This is a genomic window from Caldisericia bacterium (assembly GCA_030018355.1).
Classification (GTDB): Bacteria; Caldisericota; Caldisericia; order B22-G15; family B22-G15; genus JAAYUH01.
In genome coordinates this window covers 86,708-113,083 of the sequence record JASEFN010000004.1, presented here as the reverse complement: position 1 = coordinate 113,083, position 26,376 = coordinate 86,708, and the positions used below count along the sequence as shown (strand labels likewise).

General features: G+C 28.0%; 26 protein-coding genes and 1 tRNA gene. 13 read left to right on the top strand and 14 right to left on the bottom strand.

Translation table 11 applies throughout. The features are described 5' to 3' along the window. Positions 1 to 25 precede the first annotated feature (25 nt). Genes QMD25_05395 through QMD25_05365 form a run of 7 tightly spaced genes read right to left on the bottom strand, consistent with a single transcriptional unit; the run spans position 26 to position 4,924 of the window. Positions 26 to 1,090 carry a BMP family ABC transporter substrate-binding protein gene (locus QMD25_05395; protein MDI6861430.1) on the bottom strand — a complete coding sequence of 355 codons (1,065 nt, stop codon included), beginning with the start codon at positions 1,088 to 1,090 and terminating at the stop codon, positions 26 to 28. A gap of 50 nt (positions 1,091 to 1,140) precedes the next feature. After that, positions 1,141 to 2,058, bottom strand: coding sequence for a nucleoside hydrolase (locus QMD25_05390; GenBank protein ID MDI6861429.1), 918 nt, complete (start codon positions 2,056 to 2,058; stop codon positions 1,141 to 1,143). Beyond that, positions 2,039 to 2,956 carry a ribokinase gene (gene rbsK / locus QMD25_05385; GenBank protein ID MDI6861428.1) on the bottom strand — a complete coding sequence of 306 codons (918 nt, stop codon included), beginning with the start codon at positions 2,954 to 2,956 and terminating at the stop codon, positions 2,039 to 2,041. The genes QMD25_05390 and rbsK overlap by 20 nt, the downstream gene beginning before the upstream one ends. Positions 2,957 to 2,986: 30 nt before the next feature. Then, positions 2,987 to 3,346: a type II toxin-antitoxin system PemK/MazF family toxin gene (locus tag QMD25_05380; protein MDI6861427.1), complete on the bottom strand. Its 360-nt coding sequence runs from the start codon at positions 3,344 to 3,346 to the stop codon at positions 2,987 to 2,989. Then, positions 3,346 to 3,612, bottom strand: a complete 267-nt coding sequence (locus tag QMD25_05375; GenBank protein ID MDI6861426.1) for a ribbon-helix-helix protein, CopG family — start codon at positions 3,610 to 3,612, stop codon at positions 3,346 to 3,348. The genes QMD25_05380 and QMD25_05375 overlap by 1 nt, the downstream gene beginning before the upstream one ends. Beyond that, on the bottom strand, positions 3,609 to 4,247 hold the full coding sequence (gene rpe / locus QMD25_05370) for a ribulose-phosphate 3-epimerase (protein MDI6861425.1): 639 nt from the start codon (positions 4,245 to 4,247) through the stop codon (positions 3,609 to 3,611). Before rpe ends, QMD25_05375 begins: the two co-directional genes overlap by 4 nt. Then, complete coding sequence (locus QMD25_05365; GenBank protein MDI6861424.1) at positions 4,244 to 4,924, bottom strand: PASTA domain-containing protein; 681 nt, start codon at positions 4,922 to 4,924, stop codon at positions 4,244 to 4,246. The genes rpe and QMD25_05365 overlap by 4 nt, the downstream gene beginning before the upstream one ends. 37 nt (positions 4,925 to 4,961) lie before the next feature. Here QMD25_05365 and QMD25_05360 point away from each other — a divergent pair, with 37 nt between their 5' ends. Genes QMD25_05360 through QMD25_05340 form a run of 5 tightly spaced genes read left to right on the top strand, consistent with a single transcriptional unit; the run spans position 4,962 to position 10,633 of the window. Beyond that, positions 4,962 to 5,903, top strand: coding sequence for a carbohydrate kinase family protein (locus tag QMD25_05360; protein MDI6861423.1), 942 nt, complete (start codon positions 4,962 to 4,964; stop codon positions 5,901 to 5,903). After that, complete coding sequence (locus QMD25_05355) at positions 5,896 to 6,732, top strand: FAD binding domain-containing protein (GenBank protein MDI6861422.1); 837 nt, start codon at positions 5,896 to 5,898, stop codon at positions 6,730 to 6,732. Before QMD25_05360 ends, QMD25_05355 begins: the two co-directional genes overlap by 8 nt. Further along, the gene (locus tag QMD25_05350; GenBank protein ID MDI6861421.1) at positions 6,726 to 7,199 is read left to right on the top strand and encodes a (2Fe-2S)-binding protein; all 474 of its coding nucleotides are present in this window, start codon (positions 6,726 to 6,728) and stop codon (positions 7,197 to 7,199) included. The genes QMD25_05355 and QMD25_05350 overlap by 7 nt, the downstream gene beginning before the upstream one ends. Then, the gene (locus QMD25_05345) at positions 7,196 to 9,559 is read left to right on the top strand and encodes a molybdopterin-dependent oxidoreductase (GenBank protein MDI6861420.1); all 2,364 of its coding nucleotides are present in this window, start codon (positions 7,196 to 7,198) and stop codon (positions 9,557 to 9,559) included. Before QMD25_05350 ends, QMD25_05345 begins: the two co-directional genes overlap by 4 nt. Positions 9,560 to 9,580: 21 nt before the next feature. Continuing rightward, on the top strand, positions 9,581 to 10,633 hold the full coding sequence (locus tag QMD25_05340) for a hypothetical protein (GenBank protein MDI6861419.1): 1,053 nt from the start codon (positions 9,581 to 9,583) through the stop codon (positions 10,631 to 10,633). Position 10,634: 1 nt separating this feature from the next. Here the strand turns inward: QMD25_05340 and QMD25_05335 are convergent, their stop codons facing one another. The 5 genes from QMD25_05335 to QMD25_05315 all read right to left on the bottom strand — a co-directional run bounded on the left by QMD25_05335 (position 10,635) and on the right by QMD25_05315 (position 18,310). Beyond that, complete coding sequence (locus QMD25_05335) at positions 10,635 to 11,261, bottom strand: class I SAM-dependent methyltransferase (GenBank protein ID MDI6861418.1); 627 nt, start codon at positions 11,259 to 11,261, stop codon at positions 10,635 to 10,637. Between the two features lie 114 nt (positions 11,262 to 11,375). Continuing rightward, positions 11,376 to 13,688, bottom strand: coding sequence for a 1-deoxy-D-xylulose-5-phosphate synthase N-terminal domain-containing protein (locus tag QMD25_05330; protein MDI6861417.1), 2,313 nt, complete (start codon positions 13,686 to 13,688; stop codon positions 11,376 to 11,378). 26 nt (positions 13,689 to 13,714) lie between these two features. Beyond that, positions 13,715 to 15,268, bottom strand: a complete 1,554-nt coding sequence (gene pruA / locus QMD25_05325) for an L-glutamate gamma-semialdehyde dehydrogenase (GenBank protein MDI6861416.1) — start codon at positions 15,266 to 15,268, stop codon at positions 13,715 to 13,717. A gap of 43 nt (positions 15,269 to 15,311) precedes the next feature. Beyond that, positions 15,312 to 16,907 carry a polysaccharide deacetylase family protein gene (locus QMD25_05320; GenBank protein ID MDI6861415.1) on the bottom strand — a complete coding sequence of 532 codons (1,596 nt, stop codon included), beginning with the start codon at positions 16,905 to 16,907 and terminating at the stop codon, positions 15,312 to 15,314. Continuing rightward, a complete protein-coding gene (locus tag QMD25_05315; GenBank protein MDI6861414.1) occupies positions 16,904 to 18,310 on the bottom strand; it encodes an RtcB family protein in 1,407 nt (468 codons plus the stop codon). Before QMD25_05315 ends, QMD25_05320 begins: the two co-directional genes overlap by 4 nt. A 95-nt stretch (positions 18,311 to 18,405) precedes the next feature. Here QMD25_05315 and QMD25_05310 point away from each other — a divergent pair. The 6 genes from QMD25_05310 to QMD25_05285 all read left to right on the top strand — a co-directional run bounded on the left by QMD25_05310 (position 18,406) and on the right by QMD25_05285 (position 23,608). Next, positions 18,406 to 18,481: transfer RNA gene (locus QMD25_05310), tRNA-Arg, on the top strand. A 10-nt stretch (positions 18,482 to 18,491) separates the two neighbouring features. Beyond that, positions 18,492 to 19,628, top strand: coding sequence for a tetratricopeptide repeat protein (locus tag QMD25_05305; GenBank protein ID MDI6861413.1), 1,137 nt, complete (start codon positions 18,492 to 18,494; stop codon positions 19,626 to 19,628). Beyond that, positions 19,625 to 19,966, top strand: coding sequence for a hypothetical protein (locus QMD25_05300; protein ID MDI6861412.1), 342 nt, complete (start codon positions 19,625 to 19,627; stop codon positions 19,964 to 19,966). Before QMD25_05305 ends, QMD25_05300 begins: the two co-directional genes overlap by 4 nt. A 1-nt stretch (position 19,967) precedes the next feature. Next, entirely contained in the window at positions 19,968 to 20,774 is an 807-nt protein-coding gene (gene rsmI / locus QMD25_05295) for a 16S rRNA (cytidine(1402)-2'-O)-methyltransferase (protein MDI6861411.1), read from the top strand. 69 nt (positions 20,775 to 20,843) lie between these two features. Next, entirely contained in the window at positions 20,844 to 22,721 is a 1,878-nt protein-coding gene (gene metG / locus QMD25_05290; GenBank protein ID MDI6861410.1) for a methionine--tRNA ligase, read from the top strand. Further along, positions 22,718 to 23,608, top strand: coding sequence for a cation diffusion facilitator family transporter (locus tag QMD25_05285; protein ID MDI6861409.1), 891 nt, complete (start codon positions 22,718 to 22,720; stop codon positions 23,606 to 23,608). Before metG ends, QMD25_05285 begins: the two co-directional genes overlap by 4 nt. A gap of 4 nt (positions 23,609 to 23,612) precedes the next feature. On the opposite strand, the gene QMD25_05280 is transcribed toward QMD25_05285, so the two are convergent. After that, positions 23,613 to 24,161, bottom strand: coding sequence for a macro domain-containing protein (locus QMD25_05280; GenBank protein ID MDI6861408.1), 549 nt, complete (start codon positions 24,159 to 24,161; stop codon positions 23,613 to 23,615). 14 nt (positions 24,162 to 24,175) lie between these two features. After that, entirely contained in the window at positions 24,176 to 24,733 is a 558-nt protein-coding gene (gene thpR / locus QMD25_05275; GenBank protein ID MDI6861407.1) for an RNA 2',3'-cyclic phosphodiesterase, read from the bottom strand. A gap of 62 nt (positions 24,734 to 24,795) precedes the next feature. Between thpR and QMD25_05270 the strand changes: the two genes are divergently transcribed. Beyond that, positions 24,796 to 25,830: a hypothetical protein gene (locus QMD25_05270; protein ID MDI6861406.1), complete on the top strand. Its 1,035-nt coding sequence runs from the start codon at positions 24,796 to 24,798 to the stop codon at positions 25,828 to 25,830. Then, positions 25,827 to 26,372 (top strand): TlpA disulfide reductase family protein, encoded by a 546-nt coding sequence (locus tag QMD25_05265; GenBank protein MDI6861405.1) that lies wholly within the window; start codon positions 25,827 to 25,829, stop codon positions 26,370 to 26,372. The genes QMD25_05270 and QMD25_05265 overlap by 4 nt, the downstream gene beginning before the upstream one ends. Positions 26,373 to 26,376 lie beyond the last annotated feature (4 nt).

Here is a 26,376-nt window from a genome sequence, read left to right as displayed (position 1 = left end):
TTTGCCTCCCCTTAAATTTAATTTTTTACTTTCCAAATGCTGTATCTACAACGATTTCACCTTTAATTATTTTCTGTTCAAGTTCTTTTATTTTATTTCTAAACTCTTCTGGAACAAGTTTTCTATAATTTTCATTATCAGCAACACCAACTCCACCTTCTTTAAGACCAAGTGCTTCTGCTTGACCATATGGACATTTTCCTTCAAGGTGTAATTTTATTCCTCTATAAATTGATAAATCAACATTTTTCATCATTGAAGTTACAATATATGATGCTTTCTCTGGATCACTATCTTTAATCATAAGATATTGATCTGAATCAACGCCAATAGCGTATTTTTTCATCTCTTTTGCAGCATCAAGAAGACCTAAACCAGTTTCACCTGCAACATTAAATGCAATATCTGCACCTTGATTGTATTGTGCAAGCACTAACTCCTTTCCTTTTGCTGGATCTGAAAATGAACCAGCATATGAAACAAGAACTTGGATTTCAGGATCAATATATTTTGCGCCTTGAATGTATCCAACTTTAAAATCATTTATAACTGGAATATCCATTCCACCTAAAAATCCAATTATTTTTTGAGGATTTGCAAGTGGCATATTTGATGTTGTAATAAGAGCAGCAAGAGCACCAACTAAAAATGATGCTTCATTTTGTTTATAAAGTATTGAATAAACATTACCAAGATTTCCTTTTGAATAATCAACTGATGTATCATAAGTGAAAAATCTTTTATTTGGATATTTTGGTGCCAATTTTTCAAGAATCTCTTGAAGTTGCCAAGTTCCAGCAATTATTATATCCCAATCACCCTGACAAAGTTGTTCAATATCTGGTTCCCATCTTGCTGGATCATATCCACCCTCAATTGTTTTACCTTCAATTCCAAGTTCTTTAATTGCCATCTCAATTCCTCTATTTGCAGAATCAAAGAATGATTTATCTCCAAGAGTTCCGTTAATGTAAAGAACAACTTTTAATTTTTTCTCTGGTGGTTTTTCCTCTTTTTTCTTACAACCAGATAGTGTAATGACACTGAAAATTAAAGCACTAACTAAAATAATCGCTATTAATTTTTTCATAACTACCTCCTAAAAATTGTTTTTAAAAAACATAAATTTTTTAAAGTCTCTCACCTCCTTTTTAAAGAATTAATCTTCCCCAAAATCTTTAAGAATTTTTCTCTGTCAAAATCCAAAACAACTTCTAAATCTTCTCCTTCTAAAAGAATTGATGCCCCTCTTAAAGCAGTATTATTAAGTTCCATTTGGAGGTTTGTTTTTCTTTTTTGTTTAATAACACTCTCATCAATGTAACAAGAGATTGAAATTGGATCTGGAAGAGATACACCTCTTATGCCTATATGTCTTTCAAAATAAGAAATTGGATAATTTATTAATTGAAAAAATAATTTACCAGCATAACTTTTTTCATCAATAACTCTTTTGAGTTCTTCTTCGAAAAAGACATTTTTAATTATAGGATCCCATGGAACAATTGTCATCTTAACTTTTGATTCAATTACACTTTGAACTGCTTCTGGATCAAAATAGAAATTGAATTCAGCAAAGCGAGTTATATTTCCTCTTTCAATTGCACCACCCATTGAGTAAATGCAATTTATATAATTTTTTAAATCTGGATAAAGATTTAATGCAATAGAAAGATTTGTTAGTGGACCTAGAGTAATTAAATCAATTTTACCTTCTTCTTTTGCAATTTTATAAATAGCATAAGGTGCTGAAATTTCTTCCTCTTTTCTTAAAGAATACTCAAGATCAATATCACCAAGACCATCATTTCCATGAACTTTTGCACCTCTTTCAAATTTGTGCAAAAGTGGTTTGCTTGCTCCTTTATAAACTTTAATATTGTCTCTTCCAAAATAGTCAAGAATTCTTAAAACATTTTTTGTTACTTGATCAACATATGTATTCCCAGAAACAGTTGTGATTCCTTTTATCACTAAATTTTCTTCAAAAGATAAAGCAATCATAATTGCTATAGCATCATCAATTCCAGCATCAGTATCAATTATTACTTTTCTCATCATACTCCTCCATAAACTTAATTACTTCATTATATTCAGGACAAGATACACTTGCCCCTTTTCTTGTAACAGAAATTGCTGCTGCTGCATTTGCAAATTTTAAGGAGTAAAAAATATCACAATTTTTTTGAATTGCTACTGCAAATGCACCATTAAAAATATCTCCTGCTGCAGTTGTATCAATTGCATTGACTTTATATGCAGGAACTTTATATTCTAATCCACTTTTATCTTTGTAATAACAACCCCTTTCTCCAAGTTTTGCAATTATTGAATTTACCCCTTTGCTCAATAAAAATTCAATTTTATCTTCAAAATTGTTAATGTTTTCAGTTAAAATCTCAAGCTCACTCTCATTTGGAGTTAAATAATCAACATATGGAATTATTTCTAGAAAATCTTTCTTTGCAGGAGCAGGATCAAAAATTACTATTGTTCCATTTTCTTTTGCAATTTTTGCACTCATATGTATTGTTTTTATAGGAATTTCACCTTGAAGAAGTAAAATATCATCTTTTTTTATTTTATCTTTAAGTAAAATTAACTCATCATCTCCCACCTTTCCATTTGCTCCTTCATAAATTACAATTTTATTTTTTCCATTTTTATCAACATTTATAATTGCGATTCCAGAATTTACTCCTTTTTCAATTTTTATTTCATATTTTAATCCAAAAAAGTTTAATGTGTTTAGTAAATATTTTCCAAAATAGTCATCGCCCAATTTTCCAATAAATAAAACATCTCCATTTAATTTTTTAACTGAAATTGCTTGGTTTGCACCCTTTCCCCCTAAAGTTAGAAAAATTGAATCACCTTTTATTGTTTCTCCAATTTCAGGAAATCTATCTACAAAAATAGTCAAATCAAAATTAATACTTCCAAAAACATAAATCATAAAAATTATATATTAATAAATATCATGAAATTAAATTTTTATCAACCCTAACGAAATTTTTAGTGCAATATCAACCTTCTCCATTGTCTCTTTTTTTAGTTTTCCCAATCTTTTTCTTAATCTTTTTTTATCAATTGTTCTTATTTGATTTAAAAGAATATAACTTGGTTTATCTAGTCCACCTTCTTTTTCATTAACTTTTATCACAATTGGATATGCTTCTTCAATTTCTTTAGATGTAATTGCTGCTACAATAACCGTTGGAGAATATTTATTTCCAATATCATTTTGAATTATTAAAACTGGTCTCAAACCACTTTGTTCTGAGCCAGTAGAAGATGAGAGATCAACAAGATAGATCTCTCCTCTTCTTATTTGCTCTCTTTTCATTATTTAATATGTTTAAGTATATCTCTAAATAACTCTTGCTCTATCTCAAAAAACTCTCTTGAAAAAAATAAACTTGTTTCAGAAGATTCTTTGTATCCTTTTATCATTTCTTTTTTTATTCTTGTTTTCCTATCTTCAAGTGCAAGGTAAAATGCTATTAATTCTTTTATAAGATCTTCTTTTTTCTTTTTCTCTCTTTTTGCTTTCTTTTCGATTGCATCTGCCAACTCTTTTGGCAGATCAATAATTAATTTTTCGTTTTTCATATCAAATTCCTTAAAATATATAAATTTTCCTTTTTATTTTTAAAAAAATAATCTCCAAAAACTACAATATCAACGCCTATCTCTTTTAATTTTAAAGCAATCTCATAATTTAATCCACCATCAACTTCTATTTGGAAACTTAAGCCCATTTCATTTTTTATGTTAACAATTTTTTTAATTTTTTCAATAGAACTTTCAATAAATTTTTGTCCAGAAAATCCAGGATTAACAGTCATAATTAATAAAAAATCAATATCTTTTAAAATTGAATCAAGAGAAAAGATTGAAGTCCCTGGATTTATTGCAACCCCTGCAAGAACTCCTTTATTTTTAATATTATTTATTATTCTATTTATATGATAATTATTTTCTATATGAACAGAAATCATATTTACTCCAAATTCTATGAATTTATCAATATAATTTTCTGGTTTTTCAATCATAAGATGAGCATCAAGAGGTAATTTTGTTAATTCTCTTACTGTTTTTACAATTGGAAAACCAAAAGATATGTTTGGAACAAAATGTCCATCCATTATATCAAGATGTACAATATCTCCAAATTCTTCAATTAATTTTATCTCTTCTTCAAGGTTTTTAAAATTTGCTGCAAGAATAGAAGGAGCAATTTTCATGGATTAACATATAGATCAATAATTGTATCTTTACTACCATAAGTTAATGGTGCGGGATCTTGATCCCAAATTACATTTGATGGATATGCAGGATTACTCTTTTTTATTATTTTTCCAACACTAAATCCACTTGTTACAATTACACTCTTTGCTTCTTCAATTGATAAACCAATTAAAGAAGGTATTTGGTATAAAGTTCCTTTTGAAATTTTTAAATCAATTCTTGTTCCTTCTTCAACATATGTTTTTGGTGAAGGTGATTGATCAAGAATGATTCCAACCTCAACATTTGGAACAGAAATTTCTTCAATGTTTCCAAGTTGTAACTTATTTTGATAAATCAATTCCTGAGCATCTTTGAAGTTCATTCCAATAAAATCTGGAACAAGAACTTTTGGAGGTCCACTACTTATGACAACATTTATAATTCTACCCTTTTTAACTAATACATATGGTCCAGGATCTTGGGAAATAATATAATCTATTGGATAATCTTTGGCAAAATCAGATTTAACAACTTTTACAAGTAATCCTTTTTCTTCAGCAATTTTTTCTGCGTCTCTTAATTTAAGACCAACAAGAGATGGAACAGAAACGAGTTCTTCTTTTCCAATTGCGCATGAAATAAGAGGAAGAGTTATAACTATTGATATTATTATCAATATCAATTTTTTCATGTTTAAATTATATCATATAATTTTTATAGAGGAGAAAATGGAAAAAGAAAAGAATGTTCTTGTTTTGGGAGATAATTGTATAGATATAAGAATAAAAATTAAAAAGGTAAGTTTTAAATTTGAATATGATGAAAACTCCCATGTTAAAGAGTTAAAAATAGTTCCTGCTGGAACAGGTGTTAATTTTTCTGTTGCATTAAGTAAACTTGGAATAAAAACTTATTATTTATCTTCTTTAAGCAGAGATTTATTTGGAAAGATTATTTTTGATTATTTAATAGAGAATAGTGTTAAGACTGATTTAATAACATTTTCAAATAAAAATACAGCGAGTATAGTTATTGTTTTAAATAAAAATGGCGAAAGAATATCATTTGCAAATTTAAAAAATGCAAGTTATGTTGATACAGATTTTAATAAAATTGATTTAATTAATTTAGATAAATTTTCGGTTATTTATATTTCAGGTGGATTATTAACAGAAAAAAATTTAAATGAAAGGACATTTAATTTTCTTAATTCAACAAAAGAAAAAATAAAAATATTTTTTGATATAAACTATAGAATTGGAAAGGATATAAAATATTTTAAAGATTATGCCTTTAAAATTTTTGATATCTCGCATTTTATTTTCACAAATGAGTATGAATTGAGTATAATAAAAAAAGAGAATTTTAACAAAGCAATTAGTGAAGGAAAGATATTTATTGTAAAAATGGGAGAGAGAGGTGCAAAGATAATTTTTAAAAATGGTGAAATTTTTGAACCTTCTTTTAAAGTAAGAAGCATAGATACAACAGGCGCAGGTGATGTTTTTAATGCAGCTTTTATTTTTTCTTACTTAAATGGTTTTGATTTTAAAAAGTCTCTCTTCTTTTCGAATTTAGTTGCATCCCTTTCAACAACAAAAATTGGAATTTATATTCCAAAAAAGGATTTATTAAATAAATATTTAAAGAGAGGAGGATATAATGCTTAAAAATGTAAGGGAATGGTTTTATCCAGAAAGTATAGAAGAGGCTTATGAATTAATTAAAAAATATGACTTGAAAGGAGAAATTGTTGGAGGAGGACTTGACATTGTTTGGAGAGATAGGAGTGATATTGAATGTCTCATTTTCTTAGAAAAAATACCTCTTAATTATATTAAAATAGAGGATTCATCAATAAAAATTGGTGCAACCACAACAATTGGATCAATTGAAAGATGTGGAGAACTTAAAAATTTTTTAAGAGGTTCATTTATAAATTCAATTTCAAAAGTAGCAACTCCAATTTTAAGAAACATAATGACAGTTGGTGGAACAATTGCAAGAGGATATGGATGGTCTGATATTTTAACTATTTTTATAACATTGAAATCAAAAATTAAGATTTATTATGGAGCGTATAAAACAATTTCTCTTGAAGAGTTTATTGATTTTAAAAAAGAAAATAAAAAATTTATTATTGTTGAAATTGAATTTCCAAATTTTAATTCAAATTATTTCTTTTCTTATATAAGATTTACAAGAACTAGTGCAGATATACCTCTTTTAAATGAAGGTGTTTTATTAAAAATTAGTGATGGAGTTATTCAAGAAGCCAATATTTTATTAGGTGGTAGACCAAATTTTCCTGTTCACCTTAAGAAAATAGAAGAATATTTAATAAATAAGAAACTTGATGATGAAAATATTAATTATGTAAAAGAGTTTATAGATGTTCCACTTTTTGATGATTTAAGAGCATCAAAAGAGTATAGAATGCATCTTTCAAAAGTGTTAACAAAAAGAAATTTGGAAAAAATAAAGGAGGAAATATGTTAGTGAAATTTATTCTTAATGGTGAAGACGTTGCTTTTGATGCTTATCCTGGAGAGACTCTTTTTGAACTTTTAAGAAGAAACCATCATACTGAGGTTAAAGGAAATAATTGTAAAACAGGAGAATGTGGTGCTTGTACAGTTCTTATTGATGGAGAACCAGTGCCTTCTTGTACTTATCTTGCAGGTAAAATAAATGGAAAAAATGTTATAACTGTTAAGGGAATAGGAGATTATGATAATCCAAATATAATTCAGAAAATTTTTGTTGAGGAGGGTGCAATTCAATGTGGTTATTGTATACCTGGAATTATAATTTCTGTAAAGAATTTATTAGATAAAGTTTCAAATCCAACAGAAGAAGATATAAAGATAGCTCTCTCCAGTCATATCTGTAGATGTACAGGTTATGTACAACAAATAGATGCAACTAAGAAATTAATTGAAATTATGAAAGGAGAGAAAAAATGAGCAAAACAGTAAAAGAAGAAATTTTTATAGAGAAAAAAGTAATTGGAAAAAATGTTGAAAAATATGATGGATTACCACTTGCTGTAGGAAATCCACTTTTTACTGATGATATTTTTTTACCAAATATGCTTTATGGTAAATTTTTATTAAGTCCATATCCTCATGCAGAAATTGTTGAGATTGATGAGAGTGAAGCACTTAAGATTCCTGGAGTAAAACTTATCTTATCTTATAAAAATACTCCAAGAATACCACACACAACTGCTGGTCAAGGATATCCAGAACCATCTCCATATGATCACTTTATGTTTGATAAAAAAGTTAGATATGTTGGAGATAGAGTTTGTGCTGTATGTGCAGAATCTATTGAAATTGCAGAAGAGGCAATTTCAAAAATAAAAGTAACTTATAAAGAACTTCCTTATGTTCTTGATCCAGAAGAAGCAATGAAAGGAGAAGTTATAATTCATGATGAGGAAGAGACAACTGGAATTTATGATAAAAAAAGAAACATAATTTCTCATGTTGAATTAAATATTGGAGATTTTGAAAAAGATTTTAGCAAATCTTATTACAAAATTGAGAAAGAGTTTTTTATAACTCAGCCTGTTCAACATACTCCTATTGAGACACATATTGCAATTACATATTTTGATGAATATGGAAATCTTGTTGTTAGAACAAGTACACAAGTTCCATTTCATATAAGAAGAATACTTTCAAGAATTCTTGAATTTCCAATGAATAAGATTAGAGTTATAAAACCAAGAGTGGGTGGGGGGTTTGGTGTAAAACAAGAGATGGTCTTAGAGGATGTTTGTGCTTTGATGACAATAAGGACAAAAAGACCAGTAAGAATAGAGTATACAAGGAAAGAGGAGTTTATTGCTTCAAGATTGAGACATCCTTCAAAAATTTGGATAAGTTTAGGTGCAGATAAATCAGGAAAATTAAATGCAATTCAAATGAAGGTGTTATTGAATAATGGTGGATATGGAACACATGGACCAACTGTTTTATTTAATTCTGGAAGTAAAACTTTACCATTATATAACAAAGCAGAAAGTGTTTCATTTATAGGAGATGCGGTTTATACAAATTTACCTGTATCTGGAGCCTTTAGGGGTTATGGTGCAACAAATGGATATTTTGCTCTTGAAAGTGCAATGGATGATCTTGCAGAATTAATAGGGATTGATCCAATTGAACTTAGAAAGATAAATCATATAAAAGAAGGAGAAACATCTCCTGTTTTTGAAAAACTTGGTGAAGGAAGAGAGGGTGTAGTTCAATATATTGAAAGTTCTGCACTCAGTGAATGTATTGATTTAGGAAAGAAGATAATCGAATGGGAAAGGTGGAGAGGAAAAAGGGTTAGAAATGGAAGTTTTGTTAGAGGAGTTGGAATGGCAATTATGATGCAAGGATCTGGTATTCCTCTTATTGATATGGCAAGTGCAAGAGTAAAACTCAATGATGATGGAACATTTCATCTTTTTGTTGGTGCAACAGATATTGGAACTGGATCTGATACTGTTCTTGCTCAAATTTTAGCAGAGGAGATAGGAGTTTCTTATGATAAGGTTAAAGTTTATTCATCTGACACAGATTTCACTCCTTTTGACACTGGTGCATATGCTTCAAGCACAACTTATGTCTCTGGTGGTGCAGTTCAAAAAGCAGGAAAGTTAATTAAAGAAAAAATTCTTGAATATGCAGCAAAAATTTTAGAAGAGTATCCAGAAGATCTGAAAATTGAAGATGATTTTGTAATTTCACAATTAACTCAAAAAAGAATATCACTAAGAGAAATTGGTGAGAAAAGTTTTTATAGTTTTGAACAGGAACAAATTGAAGTAACAGCATCCTTTGTTTCTCCAAAATCACCACCTCCTTTTGCAGCACATTTTGTTTTAATTGATGTTGATCTTGAAACAGGGAAAATAATTCCAATTAAATATGTCGCAATTAATGATATTGGAACTGTAGTTCATCCAAATCTTGCAAAGGGTCAAGTAATTGGTTCAATTGTTCAGGGGTTGGGTTATGCTTTAACAGAAGAGTTAATTTATTCTAATAGAGGAGTTCCTCTTAATCCAAATTTTCTCGATTATAAAGTTTTAACTGCTCTTGATATTCCAGAGATTATAGTTAAATTTATTGAAACATATGAACCAACAGGACCATTTGGATTAAAATCTGTTGCAGAAATAAACATTAATGGACCTGCACCAGCAATAAGAAACGCATTTTTAGATGCAACTGGAATAAAACTTAACTCTCTTCCATTCACCCCTGAAAAAGTATTTAAGGTAATTAATAAAATAAAAATAGAAGTGAAAAAAAATTTACATAATTAAATTATTTTATAAATTATTTTAATGATAAGTTCTGAAACAAGAAATTTAATTAGAGATTTTTATAATAAAATAAAAAATTATAAAAAGGATCTTTCAAAGGAATTAGAAGCAAGAAAAAAGGATAGAGATAAAATAGCACAATATTTAAAAAAAGATGTAATTAAAAATCTTGATGAATTTGAAATTGGTCAAATAATTTCTAATTTATGGACAACAGAAATTTTGGGGAATAAAGATTATAAGATTAAAACAATCATTGAAGCCAATGGTTTATCAAAATTGAAAAATGAATTATATGAGTTATTATATGGTGATAAAAATATTGAAATAAGATTTGACAAATTTAGAAAAGAAATTAAATATTTAGGCACTGCATCAATTACAGAAATATTATGTATATTTGATCCACAAAATTATGTAATCTGGAACGATAAGGCAAGAAATGCGTTAAAGAAATTGAAGGTTGAGCACTTGCCTATAAATAAATATTTTATAACAGGTAAAGAGTACATAGAGATAATAAAAACATACAAAGAAATTCTTAATGAATTAAAAGAATTAAAATTCCCTGAATTAGATTTGCTTGGAGTTGATTATTTCTTATATCAAATATCTATTTATAAAGAAGAAGAAATTTTTGATGAAGATTTTAATCATGATGAAATAAGAGATAAAATTTCAGAAATTGGAGAATGGTTAGGATTTGAAACATTTACAGAGGAAATTATTTCAAAAGGTGCAAGAGTTGATGTTATTTGGAGAGCAAAGATTGCTAATTTAGGTGTAGTAACGTATGTTTTTGAAGTTCATAGAAAAGGTTCAATAGATAGTTTGATTTTAAATTTACAAAAAGCTTTAAATAATCCTACTGTTCAAAAATTAATCGTGGCAACAAACCGAAGTCAGATTGAAATTATTAAAAATGAAATTAATACCTTACCTGAGAATTTTAGAAAATTATTAACTTTTTGGAATGTTAGAGAAATAATAGAGACTCATGAAAATTTATCCAAAGTTATCGAAAATATTAAAAATCTAAGTTTACTTAAAAGTCAATTTGAAGAAAAAATGTAATTTATTTCTTAATTCCTGTGGCTATAAAAATGCTTATTTTAGCTATATTGTTACTATTAGTTGATTTCGAACAACAATTTTCTCCGATACAATCTACTTTAACATCTATCAAACCAGATTCAATAAACCATTTTTTAATTGTTTCTCTATCAAAACCTAACCAAAAATCATTTTGTTCTGTTTTCAAAAATTCAAAATTATGTTTATCAAGATCTGTAAGAATTAATTTACCACCTAATTTTAATATTCTAACCATTTCATTAATTGCTTTTTGTGGATTTTCTATATGATGAAGATACATATTTGCAAAAACATAATCTATAAAATTATTTTCAATAGGTAATGTATCAGATGTAACGATTTTGTATTCTATTAGTTCACAATCTTTAAATTTCTTTTTCATTTGCTCAATCATTTTTGGTGATTTATCAACTGCAATAACTTTAATACCAAGTTTAATTAAACCTTCGGTAATAAAACCAGTGCCAGCACCGATATCAGCGGCAATTATATCTTTTCTAAGATCTATTTGATTAATGACTTTTTCTCTAACATTTTCTGAGTAAAATTCTTTTCTCATTTCATCCCATTTTTCACTTACTTTATCAAAATAATCTTTGTTATTCATAGAAGATCTCCTTATTTTTCATAAAATATCTAAAAAAATTATAAAATAAAATATAAAAATAAAAAGAGGGAGATTTTTACTCCCTCTTTAGTTATTTAAAGTAGTTTTAATAAATTAAATATTAAAATATTCTTTAATCTTTTTTAATCTATTATTTTTATCTAAGGCGAACTTTTTAATTCCTTCAAAAATGTACTCTTTTGTAAGATGAGCCTCTTCAAGAACATCTTCAACCGTTCCACCAGTTCTCCACTTATTATCCCAGTCAGAGGACATTGAATATTCCTCATTTACTTTTGAGAAGATCCAATCACTCATATTTTTTAAACATTCATTTGTTATCACCATTGAGTTTGCCCAATCTTCTTTTGGAAGAATTCTATTTCTATATTCTTCACTTTCTAACATAAATAATTCATATGAAGTTGCAACAACAATTTTTACATTAATTCCCTCTTCTTTAAGTTTTGGAAGAATCTTAATGATTTCACTAACTGGACTAGTACCTTGTACTATAACAGTTCCCATTTTCTCCTTTCCATTTTCATAATCTCTTAAAATATAAGCACCATGTGCAGCCTCAAAATGACTTGGAATTTCAAGTTTTTCTCTATCTGGAATTTCAATTGGGGGTCTTGTAAGATGTAAAACAATAATAGGGACATCTTCTTTTAATGCTCTTCCTAATAAAACTGGTACTTCATTATACTCCCATGGGTATAAACTTATAACTTGTCCTTTTGGAAAAAGTTTAGTAACTCCTGTTGCAAAAATTCCAAAGTGTGTTCTTGAATCATCTGCTGTTTCAGGACCTGAGTGACCTGCAACCCATATTATCTTACCAACTTTTATTGGTGAATCTTGGGCAAGTTGGGAAAAGAGTCTCATCATACCATATTTGAGATATGCAAATGAACCATATGTTGAACATGCTGAGTAATATCCTAAAAATTCTTTATAAGGATCTTTTGCTATATTAACTGTTGCAATTCCAGCACAAATTCCAGAATTAACAAATTCTGTAATTTCTTGTGGAAGAAGAACACCATCAATGTTTTTTTCTTTATCATACCATCCAAGACCTTTGAAATCACCAAAAGGAAGTCCAAATCCATCAATATTTGTTGATTCTGTTAAATCTGCTGACATTGCAATAAAAAGTGGTCTTCCATATTTTTTATAAGTATACGCATTAATCCATGCACCCCATTTTCTTAATGCTGCTCTATTTGGTTGTTTCTCACCTGGTTTTGCCCAAATTTCAGGTGGATAATTTTTGAAATCATAAAGTGCTTCATCATGAATGGGATTGTTTTCTCTATTAATTCTTAAGTTATCAATATGATCTGGAACTTTTTCTGCAAGTTCAATTAATCTATCAGCAACAAATCTAAAGACTTCTTTATTTTCTCTCAAAACTGAAATAACTACATCAATATTTCTTTCAAACTGTTTCATTCTTTCTTCGTATGTTGGAGGTGGTGGTTCCATAAATCCTTCGAATTTTACACCATATTTTTCTTGAAAAGGAATCTTTGTTTGCCAAAATATTTCTGAATTCATTGGGTGAGGAGCACCATGTGATTTGTTATCATATTTTAAATAATCTCTTCCTTTTTTTGTTCTAAAATATGCAACATTTGGGATATTTTTTTGAACATTTCCAAATAATTCATCAATGATTTCAAGGACAGACGGAAAATCATTTCCATTTAGAGTACCAACTACTCTCCATCCATGACATCCAAACCACTCTTTTGGAGTATTTGGGACAGTTTCTGAAAGTGGATGATCATCAATTCCAAAATTGTTCCAATCTATTAGAAAAAATAGATTATCAAGTCCAAGAGCCCATGCTGAATTCATTGTTTCATGTGCAGCGCCTGGTGTTAAACCCGCATCACCTTCAAATACTACAACTTTTACTCCTTCAGCACCCATTTTTTTAAGTGCAATAGCCTCACCAACTGATGCTGTAATTCCATGACCAGAAGGACCTGTATTAAATTTTAAAATAAGAGTTTTTCCACCCATTTCAGCATGTCCTGGAAGGCCACCTCTTCTTCTAAAAGTTAAAAGGTCTTTTGGATATAGTGTTGAATTTTTATCTTTTGGAAGATATCTTGGATCTTTAGTCTCCTCATATCTTAATCTCATTGCTTCATTAAAAACTGCAAGTGTTGCATAAACAAGAGGAATTGTGTGACCCGCAGCAAGAATTATTCTGTCATTAAATGGTTTTGCAGGATCTCTTATGTCATACCTTAAATGTTTTGAAAGAAGAGTTGAAACAAACATGTGAACTTTTGACCTTGAACCACCGGGGTGCCCACTTTGCCTATAATTTAACATTAAGTCAATTAATTGATCAACTAAATCTTTAACAACTTCTAATTTTTGAACCTCATCAAAATTAACTTTTTCCATAAAAACTCCTCAAATTATAAAATTTTTTATTCGCCTAAATAATGACCAACAGATTTTGCTTGTAAAAATAGAAGTAAATAATCTGGACCTCCTGCTTTTGAATCTGTTCCAGACATATTAAAGCCTCCAAATGGATGAACTCCCACAAGTGCTCCAGTACATTTTCTATTTATATATAAATTCCCACAATGCATTTCTTTTTTTGCTCTTTCAATTTTTTCATTATCTTTAGTGTATATTGAACCAGTTAATCCATATTCAGTATCATTAAACATCTCTATTGCTTCATCAAGAGTTTTATATTTTACAATTCCAACAACAGGACCAAAAATTTCCTCTTTCATTAATCTTCCTTTTGTGTCAACATCTATAAATAGTGTTGGCTTTATGAAGTATCCTTCTTTATTTTCATATGGTTCTCCACCTAAAAGTAGTTTACCTTCCCTTTTTCCTATTTCAATATAGGACATAATTTTATTAAATGATGCTTCGTTTATTACAGGGCCCAAATAATTTTCAAAATATTTTGTTGGTCCAATTTTTATTTCTTTAACTTTATTTACAAATTTATCTAAAAATTCATCATAAATTTTTTCATTTAAAAATAGTCTTGAAAGAGCAGAACATTTTTGACCTTGAAATCCAAATGCTGAATGAAGACATCCTTGAACAGCACTATCAATATTTGCATCATCTTCAACAATGATTCCGTTTTTTCCTCCCATCTCAGCAACTACCCTTTTAATCCAAATTTGACCTTCTCTATGTTTTCCAGCCTCTTCAACAATATGAAGACCAACCTCTTTTGAACCAGTAAAAGATATAAATCTTGTTTTTGGATGTTTAACTAGATACTCACCAACAGTTGAACCTGGGCCAGTTACAAGATTAACAACTCCTGAAGGAAGACCAACTTCTTCTAATACTTCCATAAATTTTGTCGCGATAAGAGGAGCATCGCTTGATGGTTTTAAAACAACTGTATTTCCAGTTACAATTGCTGATGTTGTCATTCCGACAAGAATCGCAAGTGGAAAATTCCATGGTGGAATTACTACACCAGCACCAAGTGGTATATAAAACATTTCGTCTTTTTCATTGTCCCATTGGGAAACTTTTTGTCCCTTATCAAATTTAATCATCTCTCTTGCATAATATTCACAAAAGTCAATTGCTTCAGCAACATCAGCATCTGCCTCAAACCAATTTTTTCCAACTTCAAGAATTAAATATGAATCAAATTCAAATCTTCTTTTTCTTAAAGTATCAGCAATTTTCAAAAGATAATCTGCTCTTTTCTCAGCACTGACATTTTTCCAAGTTTTAAATGTTTCCCATGCAACTTTTAATGCTTCTTCTGCATGTTCCTCTTTACCCTTTTGAAAGAGACCAACAACTTCATCTTTTTTTGATGGATTAATTGATTTAAATTTCTCAACTGATTTAACTCTTTTTCCCCCAATAATCATCTCATACTCTTTCCCAAACTCTCTCTCTGTTTTCTTAATCGCCTCTTCCATCAATTTTTTGTTTTCTTCATTTTTAAAATCAACTAAAGGTTCATTTTGAAACTCTTTCATGAATCCCTCCTATTATAAAAATTACCGAATAAATTTTATCACATTAATTAATAATTTGTTTAATATCAGTGCTTCTATAAATAGAATATCTCTTTAATTCATATTTTGAGATGCTTTTTATATTTATACCTTTATAAGTTGTAAATCCAAAAATAAAACCACTTTCTTTTAAAAACTCAACTGTATCTTTAGAATACTCTCCATAGGGATATGCGAATGAAATGGTCTTTTTTTGAATATTTTTTTCTATTTCTTCTTTTGATTTTTTTAAATCTTCAACAACTCTATTTTTAAAATTTTCAAAATCTTCATCATCTCTTTTTTGTGAAATAATTGATACAAATTTTCCATTTGAAATATGTGTTCTATGTGAATCAAATGTATGTGAACCAATTGAAAAAACACCACTATTAACCATTTCTTTAAGATTATCCCAATCTACATAGCTACTTACTCTTCCAACTCTACTTACAATTACAAAGAATGTTGCTTTAAAACCATATTTTTTAAGAATTGGATATGCAAATTCATAAACACCTTTAAGACCATCATCAAAAGTTATAAGTACACTTTTTTTAGGAATACTTTTTCCATTAAAATAGTAATCATAAAGATCATCAATTGTAATTGAGGTATATCCTTTTTCTATCATATATTTTATTTGATTTTCAAACTCTTCAGGTGATATAGTGTATAAATTTCCACCTTTATCACTTACATTGTGATAACATAAGACAATAACTCCCTCATTAAAAATTTTCAAGTTTATATTTTGGAGAGACGATATGCCTAAAAATTGAGATTGAGGGTCTTTTGCGAAAATTTTATAATTTCCTGGTAATAAAAATAGAGTTGAGTAAAAATTTCCAGAAGGCTCAACTTTTATTTCTTTATAAGGTTTGTCATTTAAATAGATAATTATATTTTTATCTTGTTCATAAAATCCAAATATAGTTATTTCATTTGTGGTTGTTTCAAGGCCATCAATTGGTGAATATATAACAGGATCAGAATTTATTACATATAGAACTTTTGTATCTTCAATAATATCACCTTTTAAGTCAATTCCTTCAAATTTAATAATGTGACTCCCCTCATTTATAAAATTTGATATTATATATTTTCCTTGCCATAAATCTTTTTCATTTAAATAATTCAAATTTAAAATTGTACCATCATCAAAAATTGCTTTAACCTCTTTTAATGGAGTTGAGGAAATTGATTCAATTGTTATTTCTCTTCCAGATCTTACATAGATTGGATAAATTATATTTTCCCAAATTGGAATTTCTGAGTTTAATATTACTTTTATCTCTTTTTTAAAATATTTATCTTTTATATAAAAAACAACATTCAATATATATTCACCATCTGAAATATCTCGTGGAAAAGATGAATATAATCTATTTTCTTTTATTTCGTAAAGCAAATCTTTTTTAAAATTATCACCAAGAAGCAAAAGTTTTAACTCATTTATATTTTTTAAATCTGAAAATTCAACAATTATTAATTCACCTTTTGTTACATAATCACCATTTTGAGGAAAAATAAAATTAAAATCTATTTTTGAATTTAAATTACAAGAAAAAAATGGGAGGAGTAAAAATAAAATTACTCCTCCCAAAATAAATTTTTTCATCCTTTCATAACAGCAATTGGTTTTAACTTTGCTACCTTTATTGATATTCCCTCCTTATGGAGTACATCAACAACATCTTGAACATCTTTATATGCTTCAGGTGATTCTTCAACAAGAGTTTCTTTACTTTTTGCTTTAACCTTAATTCCTCTTTTTCCAAGCGTGTCAATTATTTCATTTGCATCTTCTTCTCTTAATGCCTCACTTCTACTCATAACTCTTCCTGCCCCATGGCATGTTGAACCAAATGTCTCTTGCATTGCTTTATTTGTTCCAACAAGAACAAAGGAGTATCTTCCCATATCTCCTGGAACTAAAACTGGTTGACCAATTGATTTATACTGTTGTGGAAGTTCAGGATGATTTGGTGGAAATGCTCTAGTTGCACCTTTTCTATGTACAACAACTTTAATCTTTTTTCCATTAACAACATGTTCTTCAACTTTTGCAATGTTATGAGCAACATCGTAAATTATTTCTAAACCCATATCTCTATCAGATTTTTTAAAAACTTCTTTAAATGTTTCTCTTGTCCAGTGCGTAATCAATTGTCTATTTACCCATGCATAATTTGCGGCAGCAACCATTGCTGAAAAATATCTTTTTGCCTCAGGAGAGGAGAATGGAGCAGCAGCAAGTTGTTTATCAACTAGTTTAATCCCATATTTTCTTGCTGCGTTTAACATTACTTCAATGTAATCAGATGCAACTTGATGTCCAAGACCTCTACTTCCAGTATGAATTAAAACTGTGATTTGTCCCTTGAATAAACCCAAAACTTTTGCTATCTCTTCATTATAAATCTCTTCAACAACTTGAATTTCAAGAAAATGATTTCCTGCACCAAGTGTTCCAAGTTGAGGTCCACCTCTTTCTTTTGCTCTTCCTGAAACAGCATTTGGATCTGCTCCTTGCATACTTCCATGCTCTTCAATTGTTTCCAGATCTTCAGGTCTACCAAATCCTTTTTCAATAGCCCATTTAACACCTTTAACCATCACATCATCAAGATCTCTTGGTCCAAGACGAAGTTTTCCACTTGAACCAACTCCAGATGGAATATTAACAAACAATTTATTTAAAATTTCATCTAATTTACTCTCTATTTCATCTTTTTTAAAGTTGGTTCTTAAAAGTCTAACTCCGCAATTTATATCATAACCAACTCCACCAGGAGATATCACTCCTTTTTCAATGTCAAACCCTGCAACTCCTCCAATTGGAAAACCATAACCCCAGTGAATATCTGGCATTGCCATTGATGCTTTAAGTATTCCTGGAAGTGTTGCGACATTTGCAACTTGAATTGGTGATTTATCCATAAGAATTTTTGGAATCATCTTTTCTGAAGCATAAATAATTCCAGGAACATTCATTCCAGGAATTGTTCCAACCTCAATCATATACTTTGTATCAGAAACTTTTTTCAAGTGTTCTCTTTTTATCTCCATTACTTCCTCCTTGAACAATTCTTTTAATTATTATACAATAATTTAAAGCGCCCGTAGCTTAAGTGGATAGAGCGGTAGCATCCGGAGCTACGGATAGGGGTTCAAATCCTCTCGGGCGCACCAAAAGGGGATTATGGAAGAGTTAATACCATTAATTGAATTTTATAAGAAGAAAGTTGAAAGAAATCCACAACTGTTATCTTCACACGCAGTTCTTTCTGAATATTTAATATTAAATGGAAATTATGATGAAGCAACTCTTATAAGTTTGAAAAGTTTGCTTTTATCTCCATATTATATAAGATCTCAAATAGACTTATCAATATCATATCTTATGAAAAATGATTTTAAATCTTGTGAAATTGAATTAAAACAAGCATTAAAAATTGATCCTGAAAATGATTTTGCACTGTTTTTACTTGGATTAATTTATTATCTACTTAAAGTATATGATATTGCATCAAAATATCTTTATGAAGGTTTTGATTATAATCCAAAAAATATTTATATAAGAAAATTATATTCAATAATTTCAAAAGAGGAGTTACCTGACATTTCAAAGTTTAAAGAGGCAGAAACAAAAGTTTATAATGGTTTCATTTCAAGTAGTGAAATGAAGAAAATAAAAGAAGAGAGTGGCAATAAAAAACCATATGAGGTTCTTTATGCATATACATTAAAAAATGAAGACAGATTAATGGAAGCAATAGAAGAATTGGAAAGAATTCTAATTTATCACCCATATTATCCTAAAGCACTTTTTATTTTAGGAAAATTTCATGAAATGGCAGGAAATAGAAGGAAAAAAGATGAGTATTGGGAGAGGTGCTATGAGGTTGATCCACTTAATGATTTTATTAAATCATTTGGTTCTGGATATGAAAATTACCACTTTGATAATAAAGATTTTAATGAATTAATATCACTTAAAGATAATTTATATAAAAAAATATTTGAGACTTTTGTAAAAGAAAAAGAAGTTATTTTAGAGAGAAAAGTTGAGGTTCCTAAATTAGAGATAGAGGAGATAAAACCTGAGATTTTAGAGGAGAAAGAAGAAATTGTTAAAGAAGAGGTAGTCGAAGAGGAATTAAAAACTGAAGAAGTTTCTACTATTCAGCAAATTTCTGAGTCTAAAGTTGAAGATGAGATTACTAAAGATAAAGAATACTATAAAAAACTTGGCGATGAGTATTTAAAGAAAGGAATGTATAAAGAAGCAATTGAAATGTTTACAAAAGCACTCAATTTATCAAAGGAGAGAAAATGATAAAAGAGGTTTTAAAAGAAATTTTAAAAACAAGCGGGGTATTAGGTTATGTTTATATTAATGCTCAAAATAATGAAACAATTTCAGAACTTTCAACTGATTTTGAAGGAGAGATTATTGGAGGTCTTGGTATATCTCTCGTCGGATTATTAACAGACATTTCAAATTCTATGTATATGGGAGAAATAGAAGAAATTATAGTGGAGATGAAAAGGGGTAGATTAATTATTAATAAATTTAATGACAAAATTTTAATTATAATAACAACAAAAGCAGGGAATCTTGGAACAATAAAATATTCTCTTAATAAAGTAATTAATAAATTAAAAGAATATTAATTTGAAGGGAATACTTTATATTGTTTCAACGCCAATTGGTAATCTCTCTGATATTTCAATAAGGGCTCTAAAGATTTTAAGAGAAGTTGAAATAATTTTATGTGAAGATACCAGAGTTACCTTAAAACTTCTTAATAGGTATAGAATAAAAAATAAAAAACTCATTTCTTATTTTGAAGGAAATGAAATCAAAAGAAAAAATGAAATTATTGATTTACTAAAAAAAGGGAAAAAATTAGCGCTTGTTTCAGATGCAGGAACTCCGTGTATTTCAGATCCAGGTGAGGTTATCGTTAAAGAAGCCATAAAAGAGGGTTTTAAAGTTGAGGTAATTCCTGGTCCATCCTCTATTATAACTGCTCTTGTAATTTCTGGAATGAGAACTTCTCCTTTTATATTTTTAGGATTTTTTCCAAGGAAGAAAGGTGAAATTGAGGATATAATAAAAAATTATTTTTTTATTGATGCAACATTAATTTTTTATGAATCACCACACAGAATTTTGAAAACTCTTGAAATTTTAAATGAGAAATTTCCAGAAAGATTTGCTTCAGTTGTAAAAGAGTTAACAAAAATTAATGAAAAAGTTTATAGAGGAAAAGTTAAAGAGATTTTTGAGGAGATAAGTAAAAGTGAAATAAAGGGTGAATATATTATCTTAATTGAGGGAAAGAAAAAAGAGGAGTGGGAGAGAGATTTTGAAATTTTAAAAAAACTAAATTTTTCAAAAGAAGAAATTTTAGATTTCATGTCAGAAAAATATAAAGGTATAAAAAATGTTATTAAAAAGAAACTTTTTAAAGATTGATTGTACTTGAAATTTATTTCATATCTTTATAAAATTTACTCATAAAGATTTGATTAAGGAGGAGAATTAATGAAGAAGTTTTACATTACAACTCCAATATATTATGTAAATGATGAGCCTCATATTGGACATGTTTATACAACAACAATTGCAGATATAATTGCAAGGGAAAAGAGAAAATTAGGATATGATGTCCTCTTCTCAACTGGAACAGATGAGAATGCAAGCAAAGTAAAAAAGGTTGCGCAAGAAAAAGGAGTAGATACAAAACTCTTTGTTGATTCCCTTTCTGAAAGTTTTAGAAGAGTTTTTAATGAATTTAATATATCTTATGACACATTTATAAGGACAACTGAAAAAAGACATGAAAGAGTAGTTCAATATTTCTTTAATAAATTGAAAGAAAATGGATACATTTATAAGGGGATTTATGAGGGGTGGTATTGTATTTTTGATGAAACATTTTTCTCACAAGATGAGATAAAAGAGGGAAATCTATGTCCTGTTTGTGGTAGGCCTCTTGAATATATAAAAGAAGAAGATTATTTCTTTTCTTTATCAAAATTTCAAGACACTCTTCTAAAGCACTATCTTGAAAATCCAAAATTTGTTGAGCCAGAATCAAGATATAACGAGATGCTTTCTCTCATAAAGAGTGGTCTTAAAGATATTTCAATAACAAGAAGAGGAATTGGTTGGGGAATTCCTGTACCTCAAGAAGAAAATTTAACAATATACGTTTGGTTTGATGCATTAATTAATTATGTAACAGTTACTTCTTTTTTAGAAAACGAAGAAAAATTCAATAAATATTGGCCAGCAGATTTACATTTAATTGGAAAAGATATAACAAGATTTCATACAATAATTTGGCCTGCAATGCTTTTAGGAGTAGGACTATCACTTCCCAAAAAAATTTATGCTCACGGTTTCTGGCTTTCACATGGTGAAAAGATGAGTAAATCAAAAGGTAATTTTATTAAACCAGATGAAGTAATAAGATGGTTTATAGAAAAAAGTAAAGTTGATAAAGATACTGCAGTTGATGTTTTTAGATATTACATTTTGCGTGATATGACATTTGGTGAAGATGGAAACTTTTCATACGATTCATACATTACAAGATATAATAGCGAACTTGCAAATGATCTTGGAAATCTACTCTATAGAACTCTTAATATGGGATTTAAATATTTTAATGGAAAACTATCTGGAAATTATGATAATGAAATACATGAACTTTTTAGCAAAGAGTTTGATGAGGTTATAAGTTTATATGAGAATTTAAAACTTTCTGATGTACCAATTAGAATAAATAGTCTTGCGAATGTATTAAATAAATATATTGATACTAAAGCACCTTGGAATCTTTATAAAGAGAATAAAGATGAATGTGATAAGGTTTTATCAACTGTTTTCCATGGAATTTATACAATTATCAATTTAATCTCTCCAATTTTAATTTCATCTTCTAAAAAGTTTTTCTATGCTCTTGGTAAAGATGAAGATGGAACCTTACTTAAAGAAAAGATTTTCCCATGGAAAGGCGAATTTAATTTAAGAGAAGTATCTCCTATTTTTCCAAGGGTAGAAGAGGAGAAAGAAAAAGTTGAAGTTAAAGAAAATTATATAACTATTGAGGATTTCCAAAAGTTAGATTTAAGAGTAGCAGAAATTATTGAAGCAAAAAGAGTTAAAGATTCCAAAAAACTAATTGAGATAAAGATAAAAATTGAAAATGAAATAAGAACTATTGTTGCAGGAATTGGAGAACATTATAGAGATGAAGAGTTAATAGGAAAGAAAATAATTGTATTAAAAAATCTTGAACCAAAGAAACTTAAAGGAATTTTAAGTGAAGGAATGCTTCTCGCTGCTTCAAAAGATGGAAAACTTTCTCTTTTAACAGTTGATAAAGATGTTGATACAGGAGCAAAAATTTCATGAAAACTATTGATTTAAAAGAGAGAAATTTAATAATTGTTATTTTTCTAAATCTTTTTATTTTTATTTCTGAAGTTTTGGGTGGAATCTTTTCCAAAAGTTTAGCACTTTTATCTGATTCCTTTCATAATTTATCTGACACACTTTCTATAATAATTTCACTTATTGCAATAAGATTTTCAAAAAGAGAAAATTCTTATGAATTTACATTTGGTGGAAAAAGGGCAGAAATTTTAGCATCACTTTTAAATTCAATCTTTCTTTTTATTGTTTCATTTCTATTAATAAGAGAAGCAATATTAAGAATTTTTAATCCTAAAAATGTAAATTTAAATTTAATGCTTATTATTGCGATAATAGGTCTTTTTCTAAACGGAGTTTCAGTTATCTTACTAAAGAAATTTTCAAGAGAAAATTTAAATATAAAATCTTCATATCTTCATCTTCTTTTAGACACATTTTCTTCTGTTATTGTTGTAATTGGTGGAATTATTATGATGGCGTTTAAAATTTATTGGATAGATCCAATTCTTACTCTTTTAATAATTCTTTATATTTTGAAAGAAGGGTTTGAAATTTTTGTAAACTCTATAAAGATTCTATTAGAAGCAAAACCAAAAGATATTGATATTGAAAAATTAAAATTTGAAATTGAGAAGATTGAAGGAGTATCAAACCTTCATCATGTTCATATATGGCAACTTAATGAGAAAAATTATCTTTTTGAAGGTCACTTAACTCTTAAAAAAGATTATCCTTTAAGCAAAGTTGATGAAATTAGAAATAAAGCCGAAAATATTCTAAAAGAGAAATTTAATATAAATCATTCAACCATACAAATTGAATATAATGGATGTTGTGAGAAAGATTTAATAGTGAAAAAACATTAAAATTTTAACTCTCTTCCATTGCTTCTTTAAACAGATTTGGAATTTCATCGCCAATTCCAATTAGTCTTACAAGTTTTATAGTAGTTTCTCTATTTTTTAAGAACTCTTTAACAGTCTTATAAATAATCTCTGTACCTTTCTTTTTTGGGAATCCAAATATTCCACAACTAACTGCTGGAATAGATATTGAAGTAATTAAATTTTCTGTTGCTACTTGGAGAGCAGATTCAATTGCTCTTTTTAATTTCTCCTCCTCATCTCCTTCACCCCAAACTGGACCAACTGTATGAATTACATATTTACATGGCAAATTTCCAGAAGTTGTTATAACTGCCTCTCCTGTTTTAAGTGGCCCTCTTTTTTCAATTATTTTATTACTCTCCTCTTGAATAATATAACCTCCCTTTTTTACTATTGCACCTGCTACTCCCCCTCCATGTGAGAGATTTCTATTTGCAGCATTTACGATTGCATCTGTTGTTTCTTCTGTTATATCACCCATAACAACTTGAATTGTTTTTCCATTAAAATTCTCTTCTTTTAAGACTTTCATTGTATTCCTCCAGATTAAAAAATAAAATCTTTTATTGATTTATAAATTGGGCCTTCACTTCTAAGTATTGATTCAAAAAAAGTTATTTTATTTAAATAAAAAGGTTTAATTTCAACTTTTTCATTGATAAGTTTTTTTATATCTTCTTCAAAAAGAGTGTCTTTTACTCTTCCTATTGTTAGATGAGGTACAAATTCTTCCTTTTTTAATTTTAAAATTTTATTTAAATCAGGATAAAGAGTATCATAAATCTCTTTCATCTCTTTTTCACCTTGAGATATATCTAAAAAAATTACTCTTGGATTTCTTTCATTTGGGAAAAATGATATTTTTTTAAATTCAACCATAAATTTTTTAAAACGATTTCTATTTTTTTCAATGACATCTATTACCATTTTTACCTTATCATTATCAATTTCTCCAAAGAAAAAAATTGTGAAATGTAAATTTTCTTCTTCAACCCACTTAACTTTTCCCTTTATCTCTTTTTTAAATTTTTCTATGTAAGAAAATACCTCTTTTTTTGTTTCTTTTTCAATAGGTAAAGCAAGAAAAGTTCTCATTTTTTCCATTATACAATAAAAGTGGTATAATTTTAACTATAATGCTTGAGATTCAAGAGGAGGAGTAAGTAATGAAAAAAAGGATAGAGGAGTTTATTCTTAAAGTTTCAAAAGATTCTCATAACTTTTTATTTGTCGTTAATTTAATTATTTTTTTACTCATAATTTCATTTATTACACCCACTCTAAATCCCAATTTTGATCTCTTTCTAAACTTAAATCTAAAAAATCTCTACCAAAATTTTTTAACCCAAATCTCTTCTCCAATTTTATATTTAATTTTGTCAATTTTAATTGGAGTTATATTTTATTTTGGTAATATTTTTCTTTCTTGGTTAGGATTTCCATTAATTTTTCTAGTATTTTTATTAATTGAATATATAAACTTTCTATCTTTTATTTTTTTAAGAAGTGGTTCAATTTCTCTTTTGAATATTCCAAAAGGAGAATATAAGGGTTTTGCGCTTTTCCTATCTTCTCTTCCACATACTCTTCTTTCTTCTTTTGGTTTTTTCTTATCCCTTGCACTTGGTTTAGGAATTTTATTATCATTTACAGTTTTTGTCTACAGGATACTTAAAGATAAATTTCCAAAAGTCAAACCTATTACACTTAAAATTATCACATTTTCAATTTTTAATCTTTTGCCTCACTTAATCCTTTTATATTTTATAGTAAGACCAATTTATAATGAAGTTAAACTATTTTCATTTAGAGGACCACTTTTAATTCTTATTGTTGTTTATCTTTTCTCAATAGGAAATCACTTCTTTTCTCTTATACAAAATGAATTAAAAGTTTATAAAGATAAAAAACCTCAAGACTATTTTGTATCAAAATTAAATGAGGTTATTCCATATTCAATTTTAGGAGTTGTCTTAATTGTAGTTGGAATAATTCTTGAAAACACATTTGATTTTAGAGTACTTTTGCCCATTTTAAACAAAATTAATTTTTCTCAAAATATAACAAGAGTTTTAAATATTCTTACTGGAGCGATTTATATTGCTGCAATTATAATTCCATTCTGGTATGTTTTCTTTAGATCTAAAAAATGGGCAAAAGTTATACTTTCAAAAAGAAAAGAGGTGAAAAAGAAAAAATGAAAAAAAATTTAATTTTAATATTTATTGTTTTAAGTTTATTTATTATACTTTCATCATGCAAAACAAAAATTGAAAGTTCAAATTCAACACTTCCAGGTGGATTTATTGAGAAAGAAAAAAGAGTTGAAGCATTTGATTTTGGTCTATCCACAATAGATGGTGGATATATAACTTTAAAAGAATTAAAAGGTAAGGTGGTTTTGCTTGATTTTTGGGCAGAGTGGTGTGGTCCATGTAAAAGAGCAACTCCAATTGTTGTTTCTCTTTATAATAAATATAAAGATAGAGGATTTATAGTTATTGGTATGAATTTAGATGATGAAAGTGACTTTGATAAAGTTTTAGATTATATTAAAAAAAATAACATTAATTATCCAATAACCATAAAGGGTTTCTCTGTTGCTCAAAAATATGGTGTTAGTGGAATTCCAAGATTTTTCTTAATAGATAAAGAAGGAAAAATTGCTTTATCAATTACAGGGTTAACATTAACTCTTGAAAATGATTTAAAAAATTCCATAGAATTTTTATTAAATGAGTAAGTCT

What these genes read in the sequence shown, in the direction of transcription:
- QMD25_05395 (MDI6861430.1), bottom strand. Translation starts at nt 1,090, where the DNA reads ATGAAAAAATTAATAGCGATTATTTTAGTTAGTGCTTTAATTTTCAGT.
- QMD25_05390 (MDI6861429.1), bottom strand. Translation starts at nt 2,058, where the DNA reads ATGAGAAAAGTAATAATTGATACTGATGCTGGAATTGATGATGCTATA.
- rbsK (MDI6861428.1), bottom strand. Translation starts at nt 2,956, where the DNA reads ATGATTTATGTTTTTGGAAGTATTAATTTTGATTTGACTATTTTTGTA.
- QMD25_05380 (MDI6861427.1), bottom strand. Translation starts at nt 3,346, where the DNA reads ATGAAAAGAGAGCAAATAAGAAGAGGAGAGATCTATCTTGTTGATCTC.
- QMD25_05375 (MDI6861426.1), bottom strand. Translation starts at nt 3,612, where the DNA reads ATGAAAAACGAAAAATTAATTATTGATCTGCCAAAAGAGTTGGCAGAT.
- rpe (MDI6861425.1), bottom strand. Translation starts at nt 4,247, where the DNA reads ATGAAAATTGCTCCTTCTATTCTTGCAGCAAATTTTAAAAACCTTGAA.
- QMD25_05365 (MDI6861424.1), bottom strand. Translation starts at nt 4,924, where the DNA reads ATGAAAAAATTGATATTGATAATAATATCAATAGTTATAACTCTTCCT.
- QMD25_05360 (MDI6861423.1), top strand. Translation starts at nt 4,962, where the DNA reads ATGGAAAAAGAAAAGAATGTTCTTGTTTTGGGAGATAATTGTATAGAT.
- QMD25_05355 (MDI6861422.1), top strand. Translation starts at nt 5,896, where the DNA reads ATGCTTAAAAATGTAAGGGAATGGTTTTATCCAGAAAGTATAGAAGAG.
- QMD25_05350 (MDI6861421.1), top strand. Translation starts at nt 6,726, where the DNA reads ATGTTAGTGAAATTTATTCTTAATGGTGAAGACGTTGCTTTTGATGCT.
- QMD25_05345 (MDI6861420.1), top strand. Translation starts at nt 7,196, where the DNA reads ATGAGCAAAACAGTAAAAGAAGAAATTTTTATAGAGAAAAAAGTAATT.
- QMD25_05340 (MDI6861419.1), top strand. Translation starts at nt 9,581, where the DNA reads ATGATAAGTTCTGAAACAAGAAATTTAATTAGAGATTTTTATAATAAA.
- QMD25_05335 (MDI6861418.1), bottom strand. Translation starts at nt 11,261, where the DNA reads ATGAATAACAAAGATTATTTTGATAAAGTAAGTGAAAAATGGGATGAA.
- QMD25_05330 (MDI6861417.1), bottom strand. Translation starts at nt 13,688, where the DNA reads ATGGAAAAAGTTAATTTTGATGAGGTTCAAAAATTAGAAGTTGTTAAA.
- pruA (MDI6861416.1), bottom strand. Translation starts at nt 15,268, where the DNA reads ATGAAAGAGTTTCAAAATGAACCTTTAGTTGATTTTAAAAATGAAGAA.
- QMD25_05320 (MDI6861415.1), bottom strand. Translation starts at nt 16,907, where the DNA reads ATGAAAAAATTTATTTTGGGAGGAGTAATTTTATTTTTACTCCTCCCA.
- QMD25_05315 (MDI6861414.1), bottom strand. Translation starts at nt 18,310, where the DNA reads ATGATTGAGGTTGGAACAATTCCTGGAATGAATGTTCCTGGAATTATT.
- QMD25_05305 (MDI6861413.1), top strand. Translation starts at nt 18,492, where the DNA reads ATGGAAGAGTTAATACCATTAATTGAATTTTATAAGAAGAAAGTTGAA.
- QMD25_05300 (MDI6861412.1), top strand. Translation starts at nt 19,625, where the DNA reads ATGATAAAAGAGGTTTTAAAAGAAATTTTAAAAACAAGCGGGGTATTA.
- metG (MDI6861410.1), top strand. Translation starts at nt 20,844, where the DNA reads ATGAAGAAGTTTTACATTACAACTCCAATATATTATGTAAATGATGAG.
- QMD25_05285 (MDI6861409.1), top strand. Translation starts at nt 22,718, where the DNA reads ATGAAAACTATTGATTTAAAAGAGAGAAATTTAATAATTGTTATTTTT.
- QMD25_05280 (MDI6861408.1), bottom strand. Translation starts at nt 24,161, where the DNA reads ATGAAAGTCTTAAAAGAAGAGAATTTTAATGGAAAAACAATTCAAGTT.
- thpR (MDI6861407.1), bottom strand. Translation starts at nt 24,733, where the DNA reads ATGGAAAAAATGAGAACTTTTCTTGCTTTACCTATTGAAAAAGAAACA.
- QMD25_05270 (MDI6861406.1), top strand. Translation starts at nt 24,796, where the DNA reads ATGAAAAAAAGGATAGAGGAGTTTATTCTTAAAGTTTCAAAAGATTCT.
- QMD25_05265 (MDI6861405.1), top strand. Translation starts at nt 25,827, where the DNA reads ATGAAAAAAAATTTAATTTTAATATTTATTGTTTTAAGTTTATTTATT.